Raw genomic sequence first — 21,875 nt, forward strand, 5'->3', positions numbered from 1 at the left:
GCCTGGCCATGCCTCACACTCGAAAGGCCCCGATCAACTGCTTCAGCTCGATCACTTGCAAGGACAACTGCCGGCTGGCCTCTTCAGTCTGGTGCGCGCCCTGCGCTGCATGTTCACCGGCGCGATTGATCTCGACGATGTTCTGATCGATGTCATGGGCCACGGCAGTCTGCTGTTCGACGGCGGCGGCAATCTGCTGGTTCTGGTCGACGATCATGCCTACCGCGCCGAGGATGTTTTCGAGGGCCTGCTGGACTTTTTCCGACTGCCCCACCGTGCCATTGGCCATCTCGTGGCTGGTGCCCATGGCCTTCACCGCAGCGCCGACACCGCTGTGGAGCTTGGCAATCATCTGCTCGATCTCTTCGGTGGAGTGCTGGGTGCGCCGGGCCAAAGTGCGCACTTCATCGGCCACCACGGCGAAACCGCGTCCTTGCTCACCGGCGCGCGCGGCCTCGATGGCGGCATTCAACGCCAGCAGATTGGTCTGTTCAGCAATGCTCTTGATCACTTCCAGTACGCGACTGATGGATTGGCTGTCGATAGCCAATTGGTTGATGACCCGTACCGATTGATCGATCTCCGAAGCCAACGCCGCGATACTGCCTTGCTGGGACTGCACCAGGCCGCGTCCGCTGACGGTTTCATCGTTGACGCTGTGGGCGCTGCTGACCGCCGCCGCTGCACTGCGCGCCACTTCCTGGGCAGTGGAGGACATCTGGTTCATGGCGGTCGCCACTTGCTCGATCTGGCTGCGTTGGCCGGACACGGCCTGGTTGCTGCTGGCCGAGACTGACTCCACTTGCCCGGCCTGGTGTTCGACCTGGTTGACGGTGTGCCCTACCCGCTCGATCAGGTCATGGATTTTGGCCACGGTGGCGTTGAACACCTGGCCCAAATCCCCCAGTTCGTCGCGGCTGTGGGCGACGAAGGTGACGGTCATGTCACCGGCCGCCACCTTGTCCATCGTCGCCCCCAGGCGGCGCAAGGTGGTGCGGGTGGAGGCGTAGAAACCGGCATACAAATAGAAGATCAGCAAAAACACCGACGCCAGTGCCGCCACCAATCCGATCATGTGCGTGCGGTTTTCTGACAGGCGTTGCTCCAGTTGCTGCTCGAGAAAGGTCAGGGTGGCTTCGTCGAGCTGATAGGTCTTGGCCATCAACGTGCTGACGTCGTCGTAGAAGCCTTGCCATGGGGCGTCGAGGGTTTCGGCCACCACGACCTGCTCTTCGAACAACTCACTGCCTTGCTTGAGGCTGGCCTTGCTCGCGTCCGCCAGGCTCGCCAATGCTGCGTGGGCGGGCTTGCTGGAGCCGAGGGCATCCTGCAGTTTCAGGCCGTATTCCGCCTGGAGCTTTTCCAGTTGCTGCAGCAGCTCGTCAAAACGAGTGCTGGACGACGAATTGAGAAAACCCTGGCCCAACGAATAAGCCCCCATGGCCCGGCCTTCCCCCAGGGTCTGGGTGACTTGCGGGGTGACGCTGGTGATCAGTTCACTGAGTTGGCGCAGGTCGCCCTGGGGGTCACGGCTCAAACCCGACTGGCTGGCGATGATCTGGCTGAGCATCTGCGCCTTGTTGAGGAGTTTGCCGATCAGCGCGCTTTTGCTGAGCAGTGAAGTTTCCTGTTGCTGGGCCTTGAAGGCGGCGATCATTTCATCGCGCTTGGCTTCGAAGGCGGCGGCCTGCTCAGGGTCGGCGGACAGGGCGTGGAAGCTTTGCAGGCGCTGCAGCAGACTGTCTTCGAGGGCGGTGATTTTGTTTTCGATATCACCGGCCTTGCCTGATTGGCCGAGGGTTGCGTTGATCTGTACCTGGTTGTTCAGGGTTTCCAGGTCGCGGCGCAGGGCCAGGCTGCTGCCCAGCAGGTCGAGGCTTTGCAGCTCGATGCGAGTGCCCTGGAATTCTCGCCAGGAATCGCGCACCAGGTAGTAGTTGGTGGCCAGCATCGGCAACAGGAACAGCACGCTGATAAGGCTGAACTTCATGCCGAAGGTCAGGCGGTTCATGAACGCGACGGCGGGATAGAGCAAGCTCTTCACAGGTGAACTCCCTTTTCTTTTATTTTTATTGAGGGCGCAGGGCGGCGGCAGATAGCCACTATTTGGCGCTCTGTCTGTATAGCTCAATTCGAAAAGGAGGTTTGTAACTTAAGGTTAACGAGGTAGGAGCGAGCTTGCCCGCTCCTACAGGGAGGCAAATCAGGGCAGCACGGTCCAGATGGCAAAGCCGGCGTACCACAGCACGGCGGCACGCAGCAGCAACTCCCAGATACGATCAAGGCTGTTGATGCCCTCGGCGCCTACCACCGGTGGCGGGATCTCCGCGGCCACCAGGCCCACCTTCTCCACCAGTTGCGCAGCACTGATGTCCCAGCTCAGCAGCTCATGCAGCATCACCCGGCCGACCGCCACAAAGTTGCCGACCAGGGCGAAACTCGCCGCCAGCAAACGTACCGGCAACCAGTCGAAGGCATGGCGCAATTGCCCGGCACGCTCGGCCACCAGTGGGTTCTTGCTGTTCTCGGTCGCCAGCGCCAGCAGACGGTAGGCCAGGGCGGCCACCGGCCCGAGGAGGAAGTACCAGAAAATCACCGCGAAGAAGCTTTGGTAGGCCTGCCACAACAGATGGCCCTGGACCCGCTCCAGCAACTGCTCACCACTGTCGGCACTGATGCTCAAGTCACGTTCGGCCACATGTTCGGCCGCTTGCAGGTCACCCCGGCGCCAGGCATCACGGAACGGGCCCAATCCGGCCAAGAGATCGCCACGGCCCAGGCTGTAGATCACCACCAGCAGGTGCACCGGCAGCGCCAACAGGCCATAGGCCACTGGCTCCAGCACCAGCAACAACAACGCAAGCAAGGCCACCGGCAGCAGCACCAGCAATGTGAGGATCAGCCACGGCTGCTTGCCCAGGCTGGCGCTCGACTCCAGCTTGGCCAGTTCCCGCAACCAACCGCCATCACGTTGTATTCGGTGACGCAGGGCCGAGAACTTCTCGATCCATACCGCCAGCACCAACACCAGAAAACTCATTGTGCGTGTCCTCCATCCTGCAAGGCGCTGCGAAAGCGCGCCCAATCAAATTCGGGTCCGGGGTCGGTCTTGCGTCCCGGGGCGATATCGCTATGGCCACAAATGCGCTGGCGGGTAATGCCCGTGTACGCCGCCAGCAACTGGCGCGTCAGGGCGATCAGGGATTGATACTGGGCATCGGTGAAGGGCAGGTCATCAGTGCCCTCCAGCTCGATCCCCAGGGAAAAGTCGTTACACGTCTCACGCCCCTCGAAGCTCGATACCCCGGCATGCCAGGCTCGGTCCCGGCACGAGACAAACTGCGTCACCGCGCCATCACGCTCAATCAGAAAATGCGCAGAAACCCGTAGGTCGGCAATACCTTCAAAGTAGGGATGTTCCGTGACATCCAGGCGATTCTGGAAAAACTCGTGCACCTTGCCGGTGGCGAATTGCGCCGGTGGCAGGCTGATGTTGTGCACCACCAACAGGGAAATCTCGCCACCGGGGCGCTCGTTGAAGTTGGGCGAGGGGCAATGACGAATGCCCTGGCACCAACCGCTGGCGGGGTCCAACTGCATACTGGTTCCTTGAACGAGGCTGGGGTGACTCAGTATGCCGCGTTCCGCTGTCTGGTTGCGATCACTTGGCGCGATGAAGTTGGCGCAGGTTGCCAATCACCGAAGCCAGGGCGCGGTCGAACAACAGCGCATCATCCAGGGTTCGCACCGCGCCGCGCTTGAACTCCAGGGCCAGTTCAAGCGGATTTTTTTCCAATACCTTGAGGCCGGTTCGATTGACGAAAATACAGGTATTGCCCGGCGCAATAATCGCCGTCAGCTTGCAACGCAGGGTGTTTTCGGCATCTTCCTGAAATTCCACCCAGCAACCGATCCGCAGTTGGCGAACCTTGAGCAGGTCGGGATCATCTTCCGGCAGGCTCGCCTCGATGGCCGGTGCCGCGGGACTGAGGACGAATGCCTCGCGCACCTCGACTTGCGACAGCGACGGTTGTTCCTCGGCACTGCCCCGGAACGACTGGACATGCAGGGTTTGCAAGCGGGTGAAAAATTCCCGGGTAATGAAGGGATCGAATGCCGCGCCGCTCAACCCATCGCGCAAGGCTTTCAGCAAGCCTGGCAACTGCTCCAGCAGGTGCCGGCCGGCGTCGGTGTCTTCGCTGAGGCCGACACTCCAGATCAACTCGTCCATGGTGCGCAACCCGGCCAGCCATTGTGGCGAGTGCTCACCATGCTTCAGGCACGCCAGCAACAGCACCTGGCTCCAGGCCTGTTGCAGGAACTGCACCACGACCTCGGGCAGTACTTTGCCCAGCAACCGCAGATTGAGGGCTTCGGCTACACGCTGACGAGCGATTTCGGTACGGGCGCGCCCTTCTTCCGCATCGCGGGTACGTTGCTCTAGCAATTCGCTGCGGCGTCGCTCGTCATGGGTAAACGCGGTGAACTCGGTCAGGAGCTGGGAAAAGATCGCCGGATCATCCACAAAATCGTTCAGCAACCGCTGCACCACCTGCTCGATGTGCAGGTACAGGCTGTCGCGCTGATAATCGTCGCGCTGGCTCCAGCCCATGGCCGCCAAAGCGATTTCATTGAGCAAGCGTCGCGCCGGGTGATTGGTGCGGCTGAAAAAACTCTTGTCCAGCACCGCCACTTTCAGCATCGGGATCTGCAGGCGGGCGATCAGCGCCTTGAGGGATTCGGGCACCGTACCGTCATTGAGGATGAACTCGAACAGCATGGCGATCAGGTTGATCACATCCTCGTCCGCATCCTCCACCACCCGAGACTTGCCGCTCTTGACGCTGACCCGGGTCAGCAATTGTTCAAGCTGGTTGCGCAGGTCGAAATCATCCTCGACCTCAGGCTCAGGCACATATTGCTGCAAATGGGACAGCAGGCGCAGCAAGTCACGGGTGGAGATGGGCTGGGTCTCGGCGCTGGCTTCCAGCGTGGGTGCCACGCTGCCGCGCACTGCCGACAGCAATTCCTGCAACGCCGCGAAAACTTCCTGGCCGCTGTCGTCTGCCGGGTGTCCGGCAATCGGCGGGGTGTCTTCAGGCAACTCGGCCGTGGCGACGGCGCGCCGCGATGGCACGGCCTTGAGTTCGGGCAATACGCCGGTGGCGATCAGCAACTGATTGGCTTCGCCGTACAACAGATCAGCGTCACTGAGCACGTATTTCTCAAACAGCTTGAGAATGATCAGCTTGACCCGGATTTCCACGCCAAGGCTGCGTCCTGCTTGCAGAAAAAACGCGCACAGCATTGCCGGGCCCAGGGGGTTGTCCCGATCATCCAGGCGTTTGTCGAGCAAGGCATTCAGCCGGGCTGTCAATTGCCCAAGGGCGAGCCCGTCACGGCGCAGCACCTTGCCCAGCATGGCCTCGAGCGCGACGGCTTTTTCCAGCTCATCGCCCGAGACCCCGGGCGCCGCGGTGTAGGACACCACCGGAATCAGTTGCAGCTCACCGCGCTCCACGTTGCCAAGATTGGCAAACGCTTCGTAGAGTTGCTCCATGAAGCCACGCTCGAAATTCTTGCGCTTGAGGCGCAGGTCGCGCATGGCTTCAAAGAAAATACCGTGGTCGACGTTACTGCGGGTCTTGTCGGCCATTTCGAACAGGGTGTCGTCGGCGTTATCAAACAGCTCCTGCAGTCCCTGCCTGAGTTGCTGCGCCGCCTTGTCACGGACCTGGAGCAACACCACCGGCAGGCGGGCGAGCGGCGATGGCGTCGCCCGTGCCTTATTGATCGGCACCACCTTCCCGTCATTGTGCATCCTGGCCTCCTGAAACGGCGGTATTCGATTGTGTGAAAGATCGGTGCAGCAACAGCGCGAAGCACGCCGGGGCACTGCGAAAATCGGGCTATCACCGTGACGTCAAAGCTATGACGCCAATTGCAAGGCGCGAGATTATCTTGCAAATGAGGGTTGTTGCGCCAGCGAACTCTGTGATTGCCGTGTAAATGAACATCGCGCACCGCACCCGAGGTGCCAGTTGCCTTGGGTTCAGGCCCGCCCTGCCCCTATAATCCAGGCACTTTGTTTGTGGAGCCTGTTATGCCCAATCTTCGTCTAGCCGACCTGACCGCCGAAATCGAAGCCAACGTGCGTCGCGCACTGCTGGAAGACATCGGCAGCGGGGATATCACCGCACAACTGATCCCCGCCGAACGCCTGGCCAAGGCCACGATCATCACGCGCGACGCCGCCGTCATCAGCGGCACGGCCTGGGTGGAAGCGGTGTTTCGCCAATTGGACCCACGCGTCGCGGTGCATTGGCAGGTGCGCGACGGCGAACGTGTCAGCCCCAACCAGGCGCTGTTTCACCTCGAAGGCCCGGCCCGCTCGCTGCTCAGTGGCGAGCGTTGCGCGCTGAATTTCCTGCAACTGTTGTCAGGCGTTGCCACCCGCGCCCAATACCTGGCGGACTTTGTCGCGTCCACCCAGGTCAAGCTGCTGGATACCCGCAAGACCCTGCCCGGCCTGCGCCTGGCGCAAAAATATGCAGTGACCTGCGGTGGTTGCCACAACCACCGCATCGGCCTGTATGACGCGTTCCTGATCAAGGAAAACCATATCGCAGCCTGCGGCGGCATTGCCCAGGCCATCAGCGCCGCCCACAAGATCGCCCCGGGCAAGCCGGTGGAAATCGAAGTGGAAAGCCTGGAGGAACTGCGTGAGGCACTGGCGGCGGGCGCCGACATCATCATGCTGGATGAGCTGAGCCTGGATGACATGCGCGAAGCGGTGCGCCTGAACAACGGCAAAGCCAAGCTGGAGGCCAGTGGCGGGATCAACGAAAGCACCCTGCTGCCCATCGCTGAAACCGGCGTGGACTACATCTCCATCGGGGCGATGACCAAGGATGTGAAGGCGGTGGATTTGTCGATGCGGCTTAGTCTCTGAAACGCCCTTGAATGTAAGCGCCTGCTTTTGTGGCGAGGGAGCTTGCTCCCGCTGGAGTGCGCAGCGCTCCCAAGGTTTTTGGGGTCGCTTGGCAACCCAGCGGGAGCAAGCTCCCTCGCCACATCAAACTTGTGTCAGATCGCGAGATTGTTCATCCCGCAATACTCATTCCAGTCGACACCCAGCACCTCGGCCGCTTCCTTGTGCAAAGCCAGGCGAGCCGCCTCGAACGCTTCGGGGGTGGAGGTGTACTTCAGGGTCAGTTCCCATGGCTGCAGGCCCTGGGCCTCGGCCTCATCCTCAAACGCCCATTGGATCTGGTCCCTTTGATCATCGGCGCTCAGGTCCTTGATCTCATCCAGCAGTTCCGGCGACTCCGCGACGTACTTTTTGAGGGCTGCTTCGTGCCGCGCTTCCTGGGTCATTTCTTGTGTGGTCATGTCGTTCTCTTAGATCGAGGAATGGGGATGCATCTGGGTCATCAAGGTCGCGCAGATACAAAAGAACAGGCATGAATACCGGTTCGTCTGGCCTTCAGAACCATTCTGGGATCATCTGAAAACTGTGTTGCCTTTGTGCCCGAGACAGGAATCGAACCTGCGACCTTCGCGTTACGAGTGCGCTGCTCTACCGGCTGAGCTACACGGGCGGTGGGCTAAAGCTAGCACTGCCTTGGACGTCCGGCAACTCACTGCATTTCGAGGGCAATCACACCTTGCACCCAAAAGCGTGGCTGCAGGTGACCGTTGCCCAGGCCCATGTAGCGCTCGCTGCGCTCCGTGAGTCGGGGCACGTCACGAATCGCGACGAACACCAGCAAGCCCACGGCCACGACGCTCGCGGCCATCCACACCCTGTACAACGCCGGCATCGGGGCGACCGATGGAACGCGCCACACATGCAATCCCATCAGCCAGCCAACCACCAGCGCCAGCCAGAGTTGCGACACCGGCATCACGATCACCCCATCCACCTGTGCCTGGGCCAGTGCACCGATCAGCGAGGCAAACAGGCACAGGCGCAGCAGGTCCACGGGCGCCAAGGACAACGCACGCTCACGCAACACGCCCAAGGTTGACCAACCCGCCCACGCAACCAACGCGATCACGCACAGCGTCGACGGTACGCCCCATTCGCTGGCCCATTGCAGAATCGCCTGGTGAGGGTGAGCGGCAATGTCATTGGCGATGTCGGCAAAATGCATCGGCCCGAAACCCAGCCAGGGCCGCTCGATAATCATGCTCCAGGCCTGCCACCATATAGGCCCACGCCCCGAGAGGCTGGTGGTCAGTCGGTCTACGGCACCATTGGAAATTACAATCCCCAAGTACCCTGCCAGCACCGTGAAGACCAACCAATACAACACTAACCCACAGGCCAGTGCCGCCAACTGCCAGCCCAGCCAACGACGCCCCTGCGGCCCCAGGAACATCAGCACGCAGCCGGCAGCGCCCATACCGAGCCAGGTGCCGCGGGTACCGCCACCGATCGCGATCAGCCACCAGACACACAGCAGGGCGAACACTGCGCCCCGCGCTGGACGAGCGACGTTTGAAACCAGCAAGGGAAGCGCCAGCAGCGGCAGGGTGAAGGTCTGGAACTGACCGTAGAAACGTTTATTGGAGAACCCGGACAACAGCAAATCGGTATTCACGATTGCTTCGCCGCTGGTGAAGGCGAGGACCCCGGCGTGCAGATATTGAATGCTTTTAACCATGCACAGCAGCAATACGAACAGGACCAATACACGATCCAGGGACTCATCCCCATTGCGCCTGGCCCGGCTGAAAGCCACAGCAGTGGCGCAACAACTGATGAGCAGCGCCAGCTCGGTCAACGCCCAGAGTGGCTGGTGGGCCAACAGGGCCGAAACCAGCCCCGCGCCCCCGATCAGCGACACCCCGAGCGCTGTCGACCTGTCTACGCATCGCTCTGCCTGCGGCAAGCACAGCCCATACACCACCGCACACAGCGCCACCCATATCTGCACCGCACGTTGCCAGTCATGACTACTGAAAGGCGCGCAGATCGCCAGCATCAGCAGACACATAACCACGACGAGGAATATGTTCCCCCGCTGCTGGACAGACGACGTCATCGGCAACCTCTACTTCCTTGTGATGGGCGTAGAGCGGTTTACACACACGCTCTTCCTTGCTGCGTAAACAGTAGACGACCTGATGATCACGCGCCGCCGGAAGCACAACCTTTAGCGGCGTATTGGTCTTCTGCCGTGGTGGTGCACTTCCAGCCGGTTGTGGCGCTACGGGTCAAGGTGATGATCTTGCCCAGGACCGGCGCGGGTGCGTCGAGGATTTCACAGGCAATCGTGCCAGCACCGGTGGCGATGTCGCCGGTCACGTCAATCCTGCAGTTGGCCGTTGGGCTGGTCCCGCCAATCAACGCCAAGGTCGGTGGCGTCCCCTGGTTCAGCGTGTCTTCAAAGCCCGCCTTCAACGCGGAGACTTCGGCCAGCCCTGCGGTGAACTTGGCCTTGGCCTGGTGCTTGGTGTACATGGGCAGGCCGATGGTGGCCAAAATGCCGATGATTGCCACGACGATCAACAATTCGATCAAGGTAAAACCTTTCTGACGCATCACATTCACTCTCCAGAATAAAACCTTTCGCGAGGCGCATCCTGCACCCCGTCTCGGCAACCGCGCCAGTGTACTCACCCCCGCGCAACCAATGCTGAACAAGACGCACAAACTGACATTTTTTCGCTCACGGCGAGCCTGCCCGAATCCGTCACCTGACTAAGCTATAAATCTTCCACTGTCTGTGTGCGGAACCGTGAAATGAATGATGTTTCAGCGATCTACGCCTGGGAAGGCGTCAACCGCAAAGGGCGCAAGGTATCCGGAGAAACCCGCGGTCACAATCCCGCCCTGATCAAGGCACTGCTGCGCCAGCAAGGTATCAATCCTGGGCGCGTACGCAAGAAATTCGCCGGTTGGCCGAGCCTCGCCCTGCCGGTCAAACCGGCAGAGATCGCCCTCTTCACCCGCCAACTGGCGACGCTGCTGAAGGCAGGTATCGCACTTTTACAGGCGCTGGATATCATCGCCGAGGGCTTCGACAACCGGCATATGGGGGCGCTGGTACAAGGCTTGAAGCAGGAGATCGCCGCCGGCAGCAGCCTGGCTGTCGCCTTGCAGAAATACCCACGCTACTTCGATGATCTGTACTGCAACCTGGTTGCGGCGGGTGAACAGGCGGGCGCACTCGAAGCGCTGCTGGAAAGGGTGGCCATTCACCTGGAAAAAAGCGAACAGCTGAAAGCCAGAATCAAGAAGGCCATGACCTATCCCGTGACGGTACTGGCAGTCGCCACCGCTGTCAGCACAATCCTGCTGATTCACGTGGTGCCGCAGTTTCAGGGGTTGTTTGCCGGCGTCGATGCACAACTGCCGGGCTTTACCCTGGGCGTCATCAGCCTGTCGGAGTTCATGCAGCAAAGCTGGTGGATGCTGATCCTGGCCGCGGGTGCCGGTTTCGCAGGAATGCGCAAAGCCTATCGCTCGTCCACAGGCTTTCGCCACTGGCTCGATGCCAGTTTGTTGAAAGCTCCCGTGGCAGGCACACTGCTGAAAAAATCGGCGGTCGCCCGCTATGCTCGCACGCTCTCGACCACCTTTGCGGCGGGCGTTCCATTGGTGCAGGCATTGGATTCCGTGGCCGGCGCCACGGGTAACGGGCAGTTCAAACAGGCAATCAATCGTATGCGGCACGACGTTGCAACCGGAATCCAGCTGAATGAATCCATGGCCATAAGCGGCCTGTTTCCAGGCATGGCGATCCAGATGACGGCTATCGGCGAGGAGTCGGGCAGCCTCGATAACATGCTGGAAAAAGTCGCCTGCCACTACGAGGCTGACGTCGATAACCTGGTGGACAACCTTACCAGCCTCATGGAGCCGCTGATCATGGTGGTACTCGGTGGCATCGTCGGGGCATTGGTGCTGGCCATGTACCTGCCGATCTTTCAACTCGGTACAGCCTTTTGAGCACGCCACTGACTGAAATCCTCGTTTATCAGCCGTGGGTGTTTGTGTCAGGCGCGTTGCTGCTGGGCTTGATTGTCGGCAGTTTTATCAACGTGCTGGTATGGCGCCTGCCGAAGATGCTGGAGCGCGAATGGCGAGCCCAGGCCCATGAAGTACTGGGGCTTCCCGCCGAGCCCATCGCGGCTCCCTATAACCTGATGCGCCCCAACTCCTGTTGCCCACACTGCAGCCACCCGATTCGCCCCTGGGAGAATATTCCGCTGCTCAGTTATGTACTGCTCAAGGGACGTTGCTCAAGTTGCCATCAACCTATTGGCGCGCGTTATCCCATCACCGAACTGGCGTGCGGGCTGATCTCGGCGGTTGTCGCCTGGCATTTCGGTTTTGGCTGGGCAGCCGGAGCGGTGTTGTTGTTGAGTTGGGGCTTGCTGGCGATGAGCCTGATCGATGCAGACCACCAACTGCTGCCGGATGTGCTGGTGCTGCCGTTGCTGTGGCTGGGCCTGATCCTCAACAGCTTTGGCGTTTTTGTTTCATTGCCCGATGCGCTGTGGGGCGCGGTAGCCGGTTACATGAGCCTGTGGTCGGTGTTCTGGGTGTTCAAGCTGATTACCGGCAAGGACGGGATGGGGCACGGGGATTTCAAGCTGCTGGCCATGCTCGGTGCCTGGGGCGGCTGGCAGATCCTGCCGATGACGCTGTTGCTGTCTTCCCTGGTGGGTGTGATGGGAGGCCTGATTCTATTGCGCCTGCGCAAAGCCCACGCATCCACTCCAATGCCTTTTGGTCCGTATCTGGCAATTGCCGGCTGGATTGCATTGCTCTGGGGTGGTCAAATAACCGACTTCTATTTGCAGTCTGTCGGTTTCAGATGACCACTTCTGTCGCAACACCCTGGATTCTTGGCCTCACTGGCGGCATCGGCAGTGGCAAAAGCGCGGCCGCCGAACACTTCGTCCGGCTTGGCGTGGACTTGATTGACGCCGACCACGCCGCGCGCTGGGTAGTCGAACCCGGGCGCCCTGCCCTGGCGCAGATTGCCGGGCATTTCGGTGCGGGTGTGCTGCAGCCTGACGGGCAACTGGACCGCGGCGCGTTGCGCAAGCTGATCTTCGAAGTGCCCGACGAGCGCCGCTGGCTGGAGGCGTTGCTGCACCCGCTGATCGCCGAGGAGATTCGCAGCCACCTGGCGCGTGCACAATCGCCTTACGCGATCCTGGTGTCACCGCTGCTGATCGAGTCCGGCCAGTACACCATGACCCAGCGGGTGCTGGTGATCGACGTGCCGCAATCGCTGCAGATACAGCGTACCCTGCAACGCGATAGCATCAGCGAAGCGCAGGTGCAGGCGATTCTCAAGGCCCAGGCCACCCGTGAAGACCGCCTGCGCCATGCCGATGACGTGCTGGTCAATGACCAGGACCTGGCCCGGCTGCACGCCGAGGTCGAGCGACTGCACCACTTTTACCTTACTTTGCGTGGAGGCCGATCATGAGCCAACCCTTGAACGTCGAATGCCCAACCTGCGGCGCACCTGTGGAATGGAAAGCAGAAAACGTCAACCGTCCCTTCTGTTCGGACCGTTGCAAACTGATCGACCTGGGCGCCTGGGCGTCCGAGGAACACAAGATCCCGGTCAGTCCGGACGCCGAGGACGACCTGTTCTCCGAAGACTTTCAGCCCAAACACTAAGGCCGCATAAAGCCATAGTCCTGCTGGTCGTCGAGATTCTCTGCAAGGTACTGCAGCTCGTCGGCCAGGTCTTCAAAACTGCGCACGCCCTTGCTCTGCTGCACCACCGCACTGAGCATGGCGCGCAGGGTCAAGCCCGGGTCAAAGCCGATTTCCTGCGCCGCGTCCTGGCTTCTGCGTAACTCCTGCCGTGCCCACTCGTACACACTCATGATTCCGTGCTCCTGGAAATTTTGCAGAGCATGCGACCACTTGCGTGTGCGGCATTTGACCTGGATCAAGGCCGCGGATCGTCATCCTTCCAGGGCGCCGAGAGGTAGCGAGTGCGGTTGAATGTCTCCAGCCACTCGGGGCAGAACACCACCAGGGCGCTGATCACCATGCCGTTGATAAAGGCCTCGGGGAAAATGATCAGCCACAAGTAGCCGACAAAATCCTCGATCCATTCCGGCATCGCAAAACGGCCATCGAACCACAGCAGCCCCAGGCCTGCCAGCAGGCACAGCAAGGCCGACAGTGCGGCGGCGAAAAAGCCCGAACAGAAGATATACACAAAGGGATTGCGTGGCTTCGCCCGCTCCACCAGCAGCGCACATCCTTCGGTGACCAGCACCGGCAACAGGATCAGCAGCATGCCGTTAATCCCCACGGCGGCCAGGTCCTGGCGGCCGAGCAACACCAGGCCGATTTGCGCGGCAAAGCCTCCGACGATCGCCAGGGGCCAATCGAGCAACAAGGTCACGGCGGTCATGCCGATGAAGTGGTAGGACACCCCAGTGTCGAAATCCCGGCGCACCAACCACAACATGAACAGTGCGAATACGGTGCCGAACAGCAAGTGCTGGCGTCGGCGGTCGGCAAACAGCTCGACCCACGGCGAACGCAGGAGCGCCCACATCACCACCGGCGCATATAGCAGCCAGCCGATGCTGAGGGTTTCCGGCGCCAACACCGCTGCGCTGATCACGGCTGCACCTGCTCCAGGGCCTGGCGCAGTTCAGCGGCGGAATCGTATTCGTGCTGCGCCACCAGCGTCCCGTGATCCAGTTGCAGCCACAGCACTTTATCCACAGGTGCGGGATAGCGCGGGGTAACACGAGCATCGCGGTCGAGCATGACGCGATAGTTGTAGGCCTGCATCGCCGGCACCGCGAACATCTTCGCGATCAGCCGGGGCATGCGCTGGATATCGGCGAGAAACACCGCATGCCGAGCCTCCAGGTAACCCTTGGGCTGGCCCTGCAGCGCCGCATCGACGATCTTGGCGGCGTCCATGCTGCGCGCTACGAGCAAGGTTTGCGCCTGGTCATCCAGGGTGTAGGCCTGGTCGAACTGATCAAGCAACGTCCAGGGTGCAACACGCTCACCCACTTCGACGGCGTGGGCCCACACGGGCAAAAGACTCAAGAACAGCACCACAAAACCCTTCACTGCATACTCCTCATGCCACGGGAAACTGTCGAGTGGCCAGTCTACACCGACCTTTTGACGCAGGACTTCCTGCGGTCATCATTTGGACGCTAAGCTGGTGACATGGATGACTCAGATTATTTGCGCCTGCTCACCGTAGCGGCCGAACAAGCCAACGCGTTCCTGTCCAATGCCCGCAAATGGGAGCGTGAGCGTTGGGTCTGCCAGCGCCTGTTGCAAGGCTTGAACGTGCCCTACCGCGCCGAAGAATTCCACGCCGCCGGGCAAGAGCCGCCGGACGTGCTGTTTCGCGACGCCAGTTTCGAAGTGTTTTTCGTACTCGATGAAGGCCGGCGCCTGAACGATGAATGGCGTGACGAACTGCTGCGGCGGCGCAGCGCGTTTTCCCTGAGCCAACTGGTTCGGCGAGAAGCCAAGCCCCGGCGCATTCCCGCCCACGAATTCCTGTTGCGCCTGGCGCCCACCCTGCGCAAGAAGGCCCACAACTATAAAGAGCGCGGGATGGACCTGGGGGAGCTGGACCTCATCGCCTTCGCCAGCCTCAAGCGCGAAGTACTGGACCTCAACAGTCACTTCCCTCCTCCCACCGAGTACCTGCGCCAGGGCTGGCGCTCGCTGTCCCTCGTGGGGCCGACCTTCGCCCGCGTACTGTTCGCGCACCCGGACGCACCGGACTTCTTGCGCAACAATCTGGGGCGCAGCATAGTGTTCGATGTGGGCATCAGCCTGTGATCGGGTTGGCGACTATGCTTCAGGCAATGCCGCCAATCACCTGACTGTAACGTGGCGCCCTTCAGCAACGTCTACCTGACGAGGCCTTTATGACCAGCCGCCTGAACCCCGACGACCAACAGCATGTCGAAGAGTACCTGCAACTGTCCCAGAACCAAGTCGAGCGCAAGCCTTTCCGGCCCTGGCTGCTCCTTGCCGTGGTGCTGGTTGCAGTGATCGGCCTGGGTTTGCTGAGCCGCCTTTTGAGTTACCTGACGCTATGAGCTGCCTGGCGCTCGCTCGGGTAACTGCACCGATTTCCTTTAGCCTTGCGAGATATCCCCATGACCCATCGTATTATTATCGTCGGCGGCGGCGCCGGCGGCCTGGAGTTGGCTACCCGCCTGGGTAAGACTCTGGGCAAGCGCGGCATCGCCAGCGTCACCCTGGTGGATGCCAACCTCACCCACATCTGGAAACCCTTGCTCCACGAGGTGGCGGCCGGCTCGCTGAACTCTTCGGAAGACGAACTCAATTATGTTGCCCAAGCCAAATGGAACCACTTCGAGTTCCAGCTGGGGCGCATGAGCGGGCTTGATCGCGAGCAGAAAAAAATCCAGCTGGCCGCCACCCTCGACGAGGAAGGCCGGGAACTGGTGCCCGCGCGCGTGCTGGGCTACGACAGCCTGGTGATCGCCGTCGGCAGCACCACCAATGACTTCGGCACCGAAGGCGCGGCGCAACACTGCCTGTTCCTCGACACCCGCAAGCAGGCTGAGCGTTTCCACCAGCAATTGCTCAATCACTATCTGCGCGCCCATGCCGGGCAGACGGACGTGGTAGAGCAGATCAGCGTCGCCATCGTCGGCGCCGGTGCCACCGGCGTCGAGCTGGCCGCCGAGCTGCATAACGCCGCACATGAACTGGCCGCCTATGGCCTGGACAAGATCAAGCCGGAAAACATGCACATCACCCTGATCGAAGCCGGCCCACGGGTGTTGCCTGCACTGCCGGAGCGTATTGGCGGGCCCGTACATAAAACCCTGGAGAAACTCGGGGTGACCGTCCTGACCAACTCCGCCGTCAGTGAAGTGACGGCCGACGCCCTGATCACCAGCAGCGGCCAGGTAATCCCGGCCAGTCTCAAGGTCTGGGCCGCCGGGATTCGTGCGCCAGGCTTCCTCAAGGACATCGACGGCCTGGAAACCAACCGTATCAACCAACTGCAAGTGCTGCCGACCCTGCAAACCACCCGCGACGAGAACATCTTCGCCTTTGGTGACTGCGCGGCCTGCCCGCAACCCGGCACCGATCGCAATGTGCCGCCACGGGCCCAGGCAGCTCACCAGCAGGCATCGTTGCTGGCCAAGTCGCTGAAACTGCGAATCGAGGGCAAGGACCTGCCGTCGTACAAGTACACCGACTACGGCTCGCTGATCTCACTGTCGCGCTTCTCGGCGGTGGGTAACTTGATGGGCAACCTGACGGGCAGCGTGATGCTGGAAGGCTGGCTGGCGCGGATGTTCTATGTGTCGCTGTATCGCATGCACCAGATGGCACTGTATGGCTTCTTCCGCACGGCGATGCTGATGCTGGGGAGCAAGATCGGGCGAGGGACCGAGCCGCGCCTGAAACTGCACTGACAGCACGTTCCGGGATAGGACTCGGTTAGCGTGGGAGCGGGCTTGCTCGCGAAAGCGGTGGTTCAGTGCCAGATGCACTGGCTGACACACCGCTTTCGCGAGCAAGCCCGCTCCCACATTTGTTTTGTGGTGAGGCCAGGATTCCGCGCACAAAAAAAATCCCCGTATCTTTCGATACGAGGATTTTTAATATGGTCGGGGTAAGGGGATTCGAACTCCTGACATCCTGCTCCCAAAGCAGGCGCGCTACCGGACTGCGCTATACCCCGGTAAAAAAAAGGCGACCTCTCAGTCGCCTTCTTCGATCAGCGCTTTTGGCCTCTGATCTTAAGATTCGATTCCAGCGTTAACTGGTCTCAAAAATGGTGGGTCGTGTGGGATTCGAACCTACGACCAATTGGTTAAAAGCCAACTGCTCTACCAACTGAGCTAACGACCCAAATATGGTCGGGGTAAGGGGATTCGAACTCCTGACATCCTGCTCCCAAAGCAGGCGCGCTACCGGACTGCGCTATACCCCGGTTTTGAAATTGGCTCCGTGACCAGGACTCGAACCTGGGACCCAATGATTAACAGTCATTTGCTCTACCGACTGAGCTATCACGGAACTACATATTTCAAAGTGTTACGTTGTTGCATGTTACCTTCTCTTCGACGCTTCCGTATCGCTACGTTAGTGTCTCTGAGGCGCGCTATTCTACAATCTTAAAAACCCCTGTCAACCCTTTAAATTGCTTTTAAGACAATGATTTGCGCTTCTTTCTGATTTCGCCTTGGGGAGAAGAAACCGTTGGGCTGACGTTGCTGCGGGGCGCACTTTACAAGCCTTTGCCTTACAGTTCAACGCCCTATCGAAAAAAAAGGCCCCGCAATGCAGGGCCTCTTCTTATAGCAGTACCGCTTGGGCTTAGTGGAAGACGATTTCGTCGTTCTCCACCGTCGCCTCGACGCTGGTGCCCGGCATAAAGCTGCCCGACAGGATCAGCTGCGCCAACGGGTTCTCGATCCAGCGCTGGATCGCACGTTTCAACGGCCGTGCGCCATAAACCGGGTCGTAACCAACCGCGATCAGCTTGTCCAACGCCTCGCGGCTCAGCACCAGGGACAACTCGCGCTCCGCCAGACGGCTGCGCAGGCGGCCCAACTGGATCTCGGTAATGCCCGCGATCTGATCCCGTGCCAGAGGCTCGAAGATCACCACTTCATCGACCCGGTTGATGAACTCCGGCCGGAAGTGGCTGGTCAGCGCGTCCATTACCGCTGCACGCTGGGCTTCACGGTCACCCACCAGCTCCTGAATCTGTACCGAGCCCAGGTTGGAGGTCATCACGATCACCGTATTGCGGAAGTCCACGGTACGCCCATGACTGTCCGTCAGGCGGCCATCTTCCAGCACTTGCAGCAACACGTTGAACACATCCGGGTGGGCCTTCTCGACCTCGTCCAGGAGGATCACCGAGTAAGGCTTGCGCCGTACCGCTTCGGTCAGGTAACCGCCTTCCTCGTACCCTACATAGCCTGGTGGCGCCCCGATCAGGCGAGCCACGGAATGTTTCTCCATGAACTCGGACATATCGATCCGCACCATCGCCTCTTCGGTATCAAAGAGGAATTCGGCCAGGGCCTTGCACAGCTCGGTCTTGCCCACGCCGGTCGGGCCGAGGAACATGAACGAGCCGCTCGGACGGTTCGGATCGGACAACCCGGCCCGCGAACGCCGCACCGCGTTGGACACCGCGACCACCGCCTCTTCCTGGCCGATGACGCGCTGGTGCAACAGGCTTTCCATCTTCAGCAGCTTGTCGCGCTCGCCTTCGAGCATTTTCGACACCGGGATACCGGTCCACTTCGAGACGACTTCGGCGATTTCTTCCTCGGTCACCTTACTGCGCAGCAGCTGGTTCTCAGGCTTGCCGTGCTGGTCGACCATCTGCAGGCTACGCTCCAGGTCCGGGATCACCCCGTACTGCAACTCGGCCATGCGGTTCAGGTCGCCTTTACGGCGGGCTGCTTCCAGTTCCTGACGGGACTGCTCGATCTTTTGCTGGATCTGCGCAGAACCCTGCACTTCGGCTTTTTCCGAGGTCCAGATTTCTTCGAGGTCCGAATACTCACGCTCGAGACGAACAATTTCTTCCTGGAGTTTTTCCAGGCGTTTCTTCGCCGGCTCGTCTTCTTCTTTCTTCAGGGCCTGGGATTCAACTTTCAGCTGAATCAGGCGCCGATCCAGACGGTCCAGCACTTCGGGCTTCGAATCGATCTCCATCCGAATGCGGCTGGCCGCTTCGTCGATCAAGTCGATGGCCTTGTCCGGCAACTGCCGATCGGTGATGTAGCGATGGCTCAGTTTCGCCGCCGCGATGATCGCACCGTCGGTGATCGCGACTTTATGGTGGACCTCATACCGCTCTTTCAAGCCACGCAGGATCGCGATGGTGTCTTCTTCGCTCGGTTCTTCCACCAATACTTTCTGGAAGCGACGCTCAAGGGCCGCGTCCTTCTCGATGTACTGGCGGTATTCGTTCAGCGTGGTCGCACCCACGCAATGCAACTCGCCCCGCGCCAGTGCCGGCTTGAGCATGTTGCCCGCGTCCATCGAGCCTTCGCCTTTACCGGCGCCGACCATGGTGTGCAGTTCGTCGATAAACAGAATGATCTGCCCTTCCTGCTTCGACAGTTCGTTCAGCAGGGATTTGAGGCGCTCTTCGAACTCGCCACGGAACTTGGCGCCGGCAATCAGCGACCCCATGTCCAGGGACAGCAGGCGCTTGCCTTTAAGGCCGTCCGGCACTTCACCATTGATGATGCGCTGGGCCAGGCCTTCGGCAATCGCGGTTTTACCCACGCCAGGTTCACCGATCAGCACCGGGTTGTTCTTGGTGCGACGCTGCAGGACCTGGATGGTGCGACGAATTTCGTCGTCACGACCGATCACCGGGTCAAGCTTGCCTTCTTCGGCGCGCTTGGTCAGGTCGACGGTGTATTTGTCCAGGGCCTGGCGGGACTCCTCGTGGTTAGGGTCATTTACCGCCTCGCCGCCGCGCAGGTTGTTGATGGCGTTTTCCAGGGCTTTTTTGCTCACGCCCTGGCCCAGCAACAATTTGCCAAGTTTGCTGTTGTCGTCCATCGCGGCGAGCAGCACCACTTCACTGGAGATGAACTGGTCACCCTTTTGCTGCGCCAGTCGATCCGCCTGGTTAAGCAGACGCGCCAGATCCTGGGACATGTTCACGTCGCCAGTCGGGTTTTGGATTTTCGGCAGTTGGTCGAGCTCTTTGCTCAACTCCTTGCGCAGGCTGTTGACGTCGAAGCCCACCTGCATCAGCAAGGGTTTGATGGAACCGCCTTGCTGCTCCAGGAGCGCTTGCATCAAGTGCGCAGGCTCGATGGCCGGATGATCCAGGCCAACCGCCAGAGATTGGGCATCGGATAAAGCCAACTGCAATTTGCTGGTTAAACGATCAATACGCATTAGTCACCTTCCTTTTGAGCAGGCCGGAGCTATGAACAAACACATCCTGAATGAAGAAACCTGCCAGATACCCTTATAGATGGGGTGGATTCTGGAAGATTCAAGCGGGCGACCGCTGACTTGCGTCAGGATTGACCCAAGTCAAAGGAGTCTAGCGTTCAAGCCAGACAAGGGAGGCAAACCGACCGGTGCGCGGGCTGCGACGGTAGGAATAGAAGCGGGGATCCGTCACGGTGCACAAGCCGCCACCGTACACGGCAGTGACGCCGCGGGCGGCAAGCCGCAGGCGGGCCAGCTGATAAATGTCGGCCATGAACTTGCCCGGGTTCTGACTGGGCACGAACGCCTCAATCGTTTCCGGAAGTTGCTGCATAAAGGTTTCACGCACTTCCGGGCCGACTTCAAAGGCTTGCGGACCGATGGCCGGCCCCAGCCACACCAGTACGTCGGCAGGCTCGGTATCCAGGCTTTCAACGGTCGCTTCCAATACGCCAGCGGCCAGGCCACGCCAGCCGGCATGGGCTGCCGCGACGCGGGTACCGGCGCGATTGCAAAACAAGGCAGGCAGGCAATCAGCCGTCATCGAAGTGCAGGCGATGCCCGGAGTGCTGGTCCAACTGCCATCGGCTTCGGCAGTCCTGCCGGGATCCGCCTCGACGACAACCACACCGTGAACCTGGCGCAACCAGGCGGGCCGGATATTGAAGGCAGCGCAGAGACGACGGCGATTTTCGAGCACGGCATCGAGGCTGTCCTCGACATGATCGCCGAGATTTAGGCTGTCGAACGGCGCCACGCTGACGCCGCCCGCACGGGTGGTAACGCAGGCTTTCACCCCGGCCGGCGCGGGCCAGTCAGGAATCAGCCAGTCACTCATCCGATAAACGCCTCGCGATCCTGCTTGAGCAGCGACAACAACCAGACAAAATCGTCTGGGAGTGGCGATTCCCAGCTCATCCGTTTACCGCTCGTCGGATGATCCAGCTCCAGGAAGCGTGCATGCAGCGCCTGGCGCGGGAAGGTTTTCAGCGAATCAACCATGGTTGCACTGGCCGCCGGCGGAATGCGGAAGCGGCCACCGTAGGCCGGATCTCCGACCAACGGGAAGTTGATGTGCGCCATGTGCACCCGAATCTGGTGGGTACGACCGGTTTCCAGCTTTACCCGCACGTGAGTGTGGGAGCGGAAACGCTCAAGCACGCGGTAGTGGCTGACGGCTTGCTTGCCGCCTTCCATCACCGCCATGCGCTGGCGCTGCTGGCCGTGGCGGCCGATCGGGGCATTGATTTTGCCACCGGCGGTTACCACGCCGATCACGATGCATTCGTAGATCCGGCTGACGCTGCGGCTCTGCAGTTGTGTGACCAGCTGCGTCTGCGCCTGAATGGTCTTGGCTACCACCATGAGGCCGGTGGTGTCCTTGTCCAGGCGGTGCACGATGCCGCAGCGCGGGACATTGATGATGTCCGGCACGTGGTGCAACAAGGCATTGAGCAGCGTGCCATCAGCGTGCCCGGCGGCCGGGTGAACCACCAGGCCGGCAGGTTTGTTGATCACCAGGATGTCGTCGTCTTCATAGACGATGTCCAGTTCAATGTCCTGGGCGATCCATTCTCCCTGGGCTTCCTGCTCGGCAGTCAGCTCAAGAATCGCACCACCATGGACTATGTCTCGCGGGCGGATAACCGCTCCATCCACAGTCAGGCGGCCGTCTTTGATCCAGGCGGAAAGGCGCGAGCGCGAGTGCTCAGCGAATAATTGTGCGGCGACTTGATCGAGGCGTTGGCCGCCCAATTCGGACGGCACCTCTGCGCGAAGTTCAATTTTATCGGACATGCTCAGACTAGGCGTGGCACAGCCTTTGGTTTCGGCTGCGCGCTTGTGGTTAAATACGGCGTCTTTTGCCCCGAGGCTTTCCAAGGGGCGCTCATCATAACAGGACGGCCCCGCCCAAGACAGCGGCCGT

Annotated in this window: 21 protein-coding genes, 5 tRNA genes and 1 pseudogene; 8 read left to right on the forward strand and 19 right to left on the reverse strand. The window is 60.5% G+C overall.

Going from position 1 to position 21,875, the window contains the following annotated elements:
* Positions 1-13 precede the first annotated feature (13 nt).
* The 5 genes and pseudogenes from HX801_RS32230 to HX801_RS07665 all read right to left on the reverse strand — a co-directional run bounded on the left by HX801_RS32230 (position 14) and on the right by HX801_RS07665 (position 5,821).
* Positions 14-943 (reverse strand): methyl-accepting chemotaxis protein, encoded by a 930-nt coding sequence (locus HX801_RS32230; RefSeq protein WP_371316559.1) that lies wholly within the window; start codon positions 941-943, stop codon positions 14-16.
* Positions 920-2,011 (reverse strand): annotated as a pseudogene (locus tag HX801_RS32235) (methyl-accepting chemotaxis protein); the annotation flags it as partial. The gene HX801_RS32230 and the pseudogene HX801_RS32235, both read right to left, overlap by 24 nt.
* Positions 2,012-2,203: 192 nt before the next feature.
* On the reverse strand, positions 2,204-3,040 hold the full coding sequence (ampE, locus tag HX801_RS07655; RefSeq protein WP_003215936.1) for a regulatory signaling modulator protein AmpE: 837 nt from the start codon (positions 3,038-3,040) through the stop codon (positions 2,204-2,206).
* Positions 3,037-3,600, reverse strand: coding sequence for a 1,6-anhydro-N-acetylmuramyl-L-alanine amidase AmpD (gene ampD / locus HX801_RS07660; RefSeq protein WP_003215934.1), 564 nt, complete (start codon positions 3,598-3,600; stop codon positions 3,037-3,039). The genes ampE and ampD overlap by 4 nt, the downstream gene beginning before the upstream one ends.
* Before the next feature lie 61 nt (positions 3,601-3,661).
* On the reverse strand, positions 3,662-5,821 hold the full coding sequence (locus tag HX801_RS07665) for a DUF1631 domain-containing protein (RefSeq protein ID WP_177021851.1): 2,160 nt from the start codon (positions 5,819-5,821) through the stop codon (positions 3,662-3,664).
* A 282-nt stretch (positions 5,822-6,103) separates the two neighbouring features.
* Between HX801_RS07665 and nadC the strand changes: the two genes are divergently transcribed.
* The gene (gene nadC / locus HX801_RS07670; RefSeq protein ID WP_008437288.1) at positions 6,104-6,952 is read left to right on the forward strand and encodes a carboxylating nicotinate-nucleotide diphosphorylase; all 849 of its coding nucleotides are present in this window, start codon (positions 6,104-6,106) and stop codon (positions 6,950-6,952) included.
* A gap of 134 nt (positions 6,953-7,086) precedes the next feature.
* Here nadC and HX801_RS07675 read toward each other — a convergent pair whose 3' ends face one another.
* The 4 genes from HX801_RS07675 to HX801_RS07690 all read right to left on the reverse strand — a co-directional run bounded on the left by HX801_RS07675 (position 7,087) and on the right by HX801_RS07690 (position 9,550).
* Positions 7,087-7,392 (reverse strand): DUF6388 family protein, encoded by a 306-nt coding sequence (locus HX801_RS07675; RefSeq protein ID WP_008437299.1) that lies wholly within the window; start codon positions 7,390-7,392, stop codon positions 7,087-7,089.
* 136 nt (positions 7,393-7,528) lie between these two features.
* Positions 7,529-7,601, reverse strand: a tRNA-Thr gene (locus HX801_RS07680).
* A gap of 39 nt (positions 7,602-7,640) precedes the next feature.
* Positions 7,641-9,050 carry an O-antigen ligase gene (locus HX801_RS07685; RefSeq protein WP_177021852.1) on the reverse strand — a complete coding sequence of 470 codons (1,410 nt, stop codon included), beginning with the start codon at positions 9,048-9,050 and terminating at the stop codon, positions 7,641-7,643.
* A gap of 86 nt (positions 9,051-9,136) precedes the next feature.
* Positions 9,137-9,550 (reverse strand): pilin, encoded by a 414-nt coding sequence (locus HX801_RS07690; protein WP_003215925.1) that lies wholly within the window; start codon positions 9,548-9,550, stop codon positions 9,137-9,139.
* Positions 9,551-9,751: 201 nt separating this feature from the next.
* On the opposite strand from HX801_RS07690, the gene HX801_RS07695 reads away from it, so the two are divergent.
* From HX801_RS07695 to yacG, 4 genes are read left to right on the forward strand one after another with little or no spacing between them, the layout of a single operon-like run.
* On the forward strand, positions 9,752-10,960 hold the full coding sequence (locus tag HX801_RS07695; RefSeq protein WP_218166073.1) for a type II secretion system F family protein: 1,209 nt from the start codon (positions 9,752-9,754) through the stop codon (positions 10,958-10,960).
* Positions 10,957-11,835 (forward strand): A24 family peptidase, encoded by an 879-nt coding sequence (locus tag HX801_RS07700; RefSeq protein WP_003215922.1) that lies wholly within the window; start codon positions 10,957-10,959, stop codon positions 11,833-11,835. Before HX801_RS07695 ends, HX801_RS07700 begins: the two co-directional genes overlap by 4 nt.
* Positions 11,832-12,455: a dephospho-CoA kinase gene (gene coaE / locus HX801_RS07705; RefSeq protein WP_177021853.1), complete on the forward strand. Its 624-nt coding sequence runs from the start codon at positions 11,832-11,834 to the stop codon at positions 12,453-12,455. Before HX801_RS07700 ends, coaE begins: the two co-directional genes overlap by 4 nt.
* A complete protein-coding gene (gene yacG, locus HX801_RS07710) occupies positions 12,452-12,652 on the forward strand; it encodes a DNA gyrase inhibitor YacG (protein ID WP_003215918.1) in 201 nt (66 codons plus the stop codon). The genes coaE and yacG overlap by 4 nt, the downstream gene beginning before the upstream one ends.
* Here yacG and HX801_RS07715 read toward each other — a convergent pair.
* From HX801_RS07715 to HX801_RS07725, 3 genes are all read right to left on the reverse strand, one after another.
* Complete coding sequence (locus HX801_RS07715) at positions 12,649-12,864, reverse strand: hypothetical protein (RefSeq protein ID WP_003215917.1); 216 nt, start codon at positions 12,862-12,864, stop codon at positions 12,649-12,651. The genes yacG and HX801_RS07715 overlap by 4 nt on opposite strands.
* A 65-nt stretch (positions 12,865-12,929) precedes the next feature.
* The gene (locus HX801_RS07720; protein ID WP_003215915.1) at positions 12,930-13,619 is read right to left on the reverse strand and encodes an energy-coupling factor ABC transporter permease; all 690 of its coding nucleotides are present in this window, start codon (positions 13,617-13,619) and stop codon (positions 12,930-12,932) included.
* Positions 13,616-14,083 carry an FAD/FMN-containing dehydrogenase gene (locus HX801_RS07725; RefSeq protein ID WP_134327333.1) on the reverse strand — a complete coding sequence of 156 codons (468 nt, stop codon included), beginning with the start codon at positions 14,081-14,083 and terminating at the stop codon, positions 13,616-13,618. Before HX801_RS07725 ends, HX801_RS07720 begins: the two co-directional genes overlap by 4 nt.
* Positions 14,084-14,185: 102 nt before the next feature.
* Here HX801_RS07725 and HX801_RS07730 point away from each other — a divergent pair, with 102 nt between their 5' ends.
* The 3 genes from HX801_RS07730 to HX801_RS07740 all read left to right on the forward strand — a co-directional run bounded on the left by HX801_RS07730 (position 14,186) and on the right by HX801_RS07740 (position 16,437).
* Positions 14,186-14,815: a DUF1780 domain-containing protein gene (locus HX801_RS07730; protein ID WP_008437312.1), complete on the forward strand. Its 630-nt coding sequence runs from the start codon at positions 14,186-14,188 to the stop codon at positions 14,813-14,815.
* An 89-nt stretch (positions 14,816-14,904) separates the two neighbouring features.
* Positions 14,905-15,078, forward strand: coding sequence for a DUF3094 family protein (locus HX801_RS07735; RefSeq protein WP_010174986.1), 174 nt, complete (start codon positions 14,905-14,907; stop codon positions 15,076-15,078).
* A gap of 60 nt (positions 15,079-15,138) precedes the next feature.
* A complete protein-coding gene (locus HX801_RS07740) occupies positions 15,139-16,437 on the forward strand; it encodes an NAD(P)/FAD-dependent oxidoreductase (protein ID WP_003215906.1) in 1,299 nt (432 codons plus the stop codon).
* A 192-nt stretch (positions 16,438-16,629) separates the two neighbouring features.
* On the opposite strand, the gene HX801_RS07745 is transcribed toward HX801_RS07740, so the two are convergent.
* The 7 genes from HX801_RS07745 to rluD all read right to left on the reverse strand — a co-directional run bounded on the left by HX801_RS07745 (position 16,630) and on the right by rluD (position 21,745).
* Positions 16,630-16,706, reverse strand: a tRNA-Pro gene (locus HX801_RS07745).
* 94 nt (positions 16,707-16,800) lie between these two features.
* Positions 16,801-16,876 (reverse strand) — tRNA-Lys (locus HX801_RS07750).
* A 5-nt stretch (positions 16,877-16,881) separates the two neighbouring features.
* Positions 16,882-16,958, reverse strand: a tRNA-Pro gene (locus HX801_RS07755).
* A 10-nt stretch (positions 16,959-16,968) separates the two neighbouring features.
* A tRNA-Asn gene (locus tag HX801_RS07760) sits at positions 16,969-17,044 on the reverse strand.
* A 300-nt stretch (positions 17,045-17,344) separates the two neighbouring features.
* Positions 17,345-19,909: an ATP-dependent chaperone ClpB gene (gene clpB, locus HX801_RS07765; protein WP_003215904.1), complete on the reverse strand. Its 2,565-nt coding sequence runs from the start codon at positions 19,907-19,909 to the stop codon at positions 17,345-17,347.
* Between the two features lie 151 nt (positions 19,910-20,060).
* A complete protein-coding gene (gene pgeF / locus HX801_RS07770) occupies positions 20,061-20,786 on the reverse strand; it encodes a peptidoglycan editing factor PgeF (protein ID WP_177021854.1) in 726 nt (241 codons plus the stop codon).
* Positions 20,783-21,745, reverse strand: a complete 963-nt coding sequence (gene rluD, locus HX801_RS07775; RefSeq protein WP_003215899.1) for a 23S rRNA pseudouridine(1911/1915/1917) synthase RluD — start codon at positions 21,743-21,745, stop codon at positions 20,783-20,785. The genes pgeF and rluD overlap by 4 nt, the downstream gene beginning before the upstream one ends.
* Positions 21,746-21,875: the final 130 nt, after the last annotated feature.

It is taken from the genome of Pseudomonas sp. G1002 (assembly GCF_013385455.1).
In the GTDB taxonomy this organism is placed as follows: Bacteria; Pseudomonadota; Gammaproteobacteria; order Pseudomonadales; family Pseudomonadaceae; genus Aquipseudomonas.

Excerpts from the sequence above, each read along its gene's own strand:
- HX801_RS07695 (WP_218166073.1), top strand. The coding sequence starts at position 9,752 with ATGAATGATGTTTCAGCGATCTACGCCTGGGAAGGCGTCAACCGCAAA.
- HX801_RS07685 (WP_177021852.1), bottom strand. The coding sequence starts at position 9,050 with ATGACGTCGTCTGTCCAGCAGCGGGGGAACATATTCCTCGTCGTGGTT.
- ampE (WP_003215936.1), bottom strand. The coding sequence starts at position 3,040 with ATGAGTTTTCTGGTGTTGGTGCTGGCGGTATGGATCGAGAAGTTCTCG.
- pgeF (WP_177021854.1), bottom strand. The coding sequence starts at position 20,786 with ATGAGTGACTGGCTGATTCCTGACTGGCCCGCGCCGGCCGGGGTGAAA.
- nadC (WP_008437288.1), top strand. The coding sequence starts at position 6,104 with ATGCCCAATCTTCGTCTAGCCGACCTGACCGCCGAAATCGAAGCCAAC.
- rluD (WP_003215899.1), bottom strand. The coding sequence starts at position 21,745 with ATGTCCGATAAAATTGAACTTCGCGCAGAGGTGCCGTCCGAATTGGGC.
- HX801_RS07665 (WP_177021851.1), bottom strand. The coding sequence starts at position 5,821 with ATGCACAATGACGGGAAGGTGGTGCCGATCAATAAGGCACGGGCGACG.
- HX801_RS07715 (WP_003215917.1), bottom strand. The coding sequence starts at position 12,864 with ATGAGTGTGTACGAGTGGGCACGGCAGGAGTTACGCAGAAGCCAGGAC.
- HX801_RS07740 (WP_003215906.1), top strand. The coding sequence starts at position 15,139 with ATGACCCATCGTATTATTATCGTCGGCGGCGGCGCCGGCGGCCTGGAG.
- coaE (WP_177021853.1), top strand. The coding sequence starts at position 11,832 with ATGACCACTTCTGTCGCAACACCCTGGATTCTTGGCCTCACTGGCGGC.
- clpB (WP_003215904.1), bottom strand. The coding sequence starts at position 19,909 with ATGCGTATTGATCGTTTAACCAGCAAATTGCAGTTGGCTTTATCCGAT.
- HX801_RS07730 (WP_008437312.1), top strand. The coding sequence starts at position 14,186 with ATGGATGACTCAGATTATTTGCGCCTGCTCACCGTAGCGGCCGAACAA.
- HX801_RS07690 (WP_003215925.1), bottom strand. The coding sequence starts at position 9,550 with ATGCGTCAGAAAGGTTTTACCTTGATCGAATTGTTGATCGTCGTGGCA.
- ampD (WP_003215934.1), bottom strand. The coding sequence starts at position 3,600 with ATGCAGTTGGACCCCGCCAGCGGTTGGTGCCAGGGCATTCGTCATTGC.
- HX801_RS07735 (WP_010174986.1), top strand. The coding sequence starts at position 14,905 with ATGACCAGCCGCCTGAACCCCGACGACCAACAGCATGTCGAAGAGTAC.
- HX801_RS32230 (WP_371316559.1), bottom strand. The coding sequence starts at position 943 with ATGACCGTCACCTTCGTCGCCCACAGCCGCGACGAACTGGGGGATTTG.
- yacG (WP_003215918.1), top strand. The coding sequence starts at position 12,452 with ATGAGCCAACCCTTGAACGTCGAATGCCCAACCTGCGGCGCACCTGTG.
- HX801_RS07675 (WP_008437299.1), bottom strand. The coding sequence starts at position 7,392 with ATGACCACACAAGAAATGACCCAGGAAGCGCGGCACGAAGCAGCCCTC.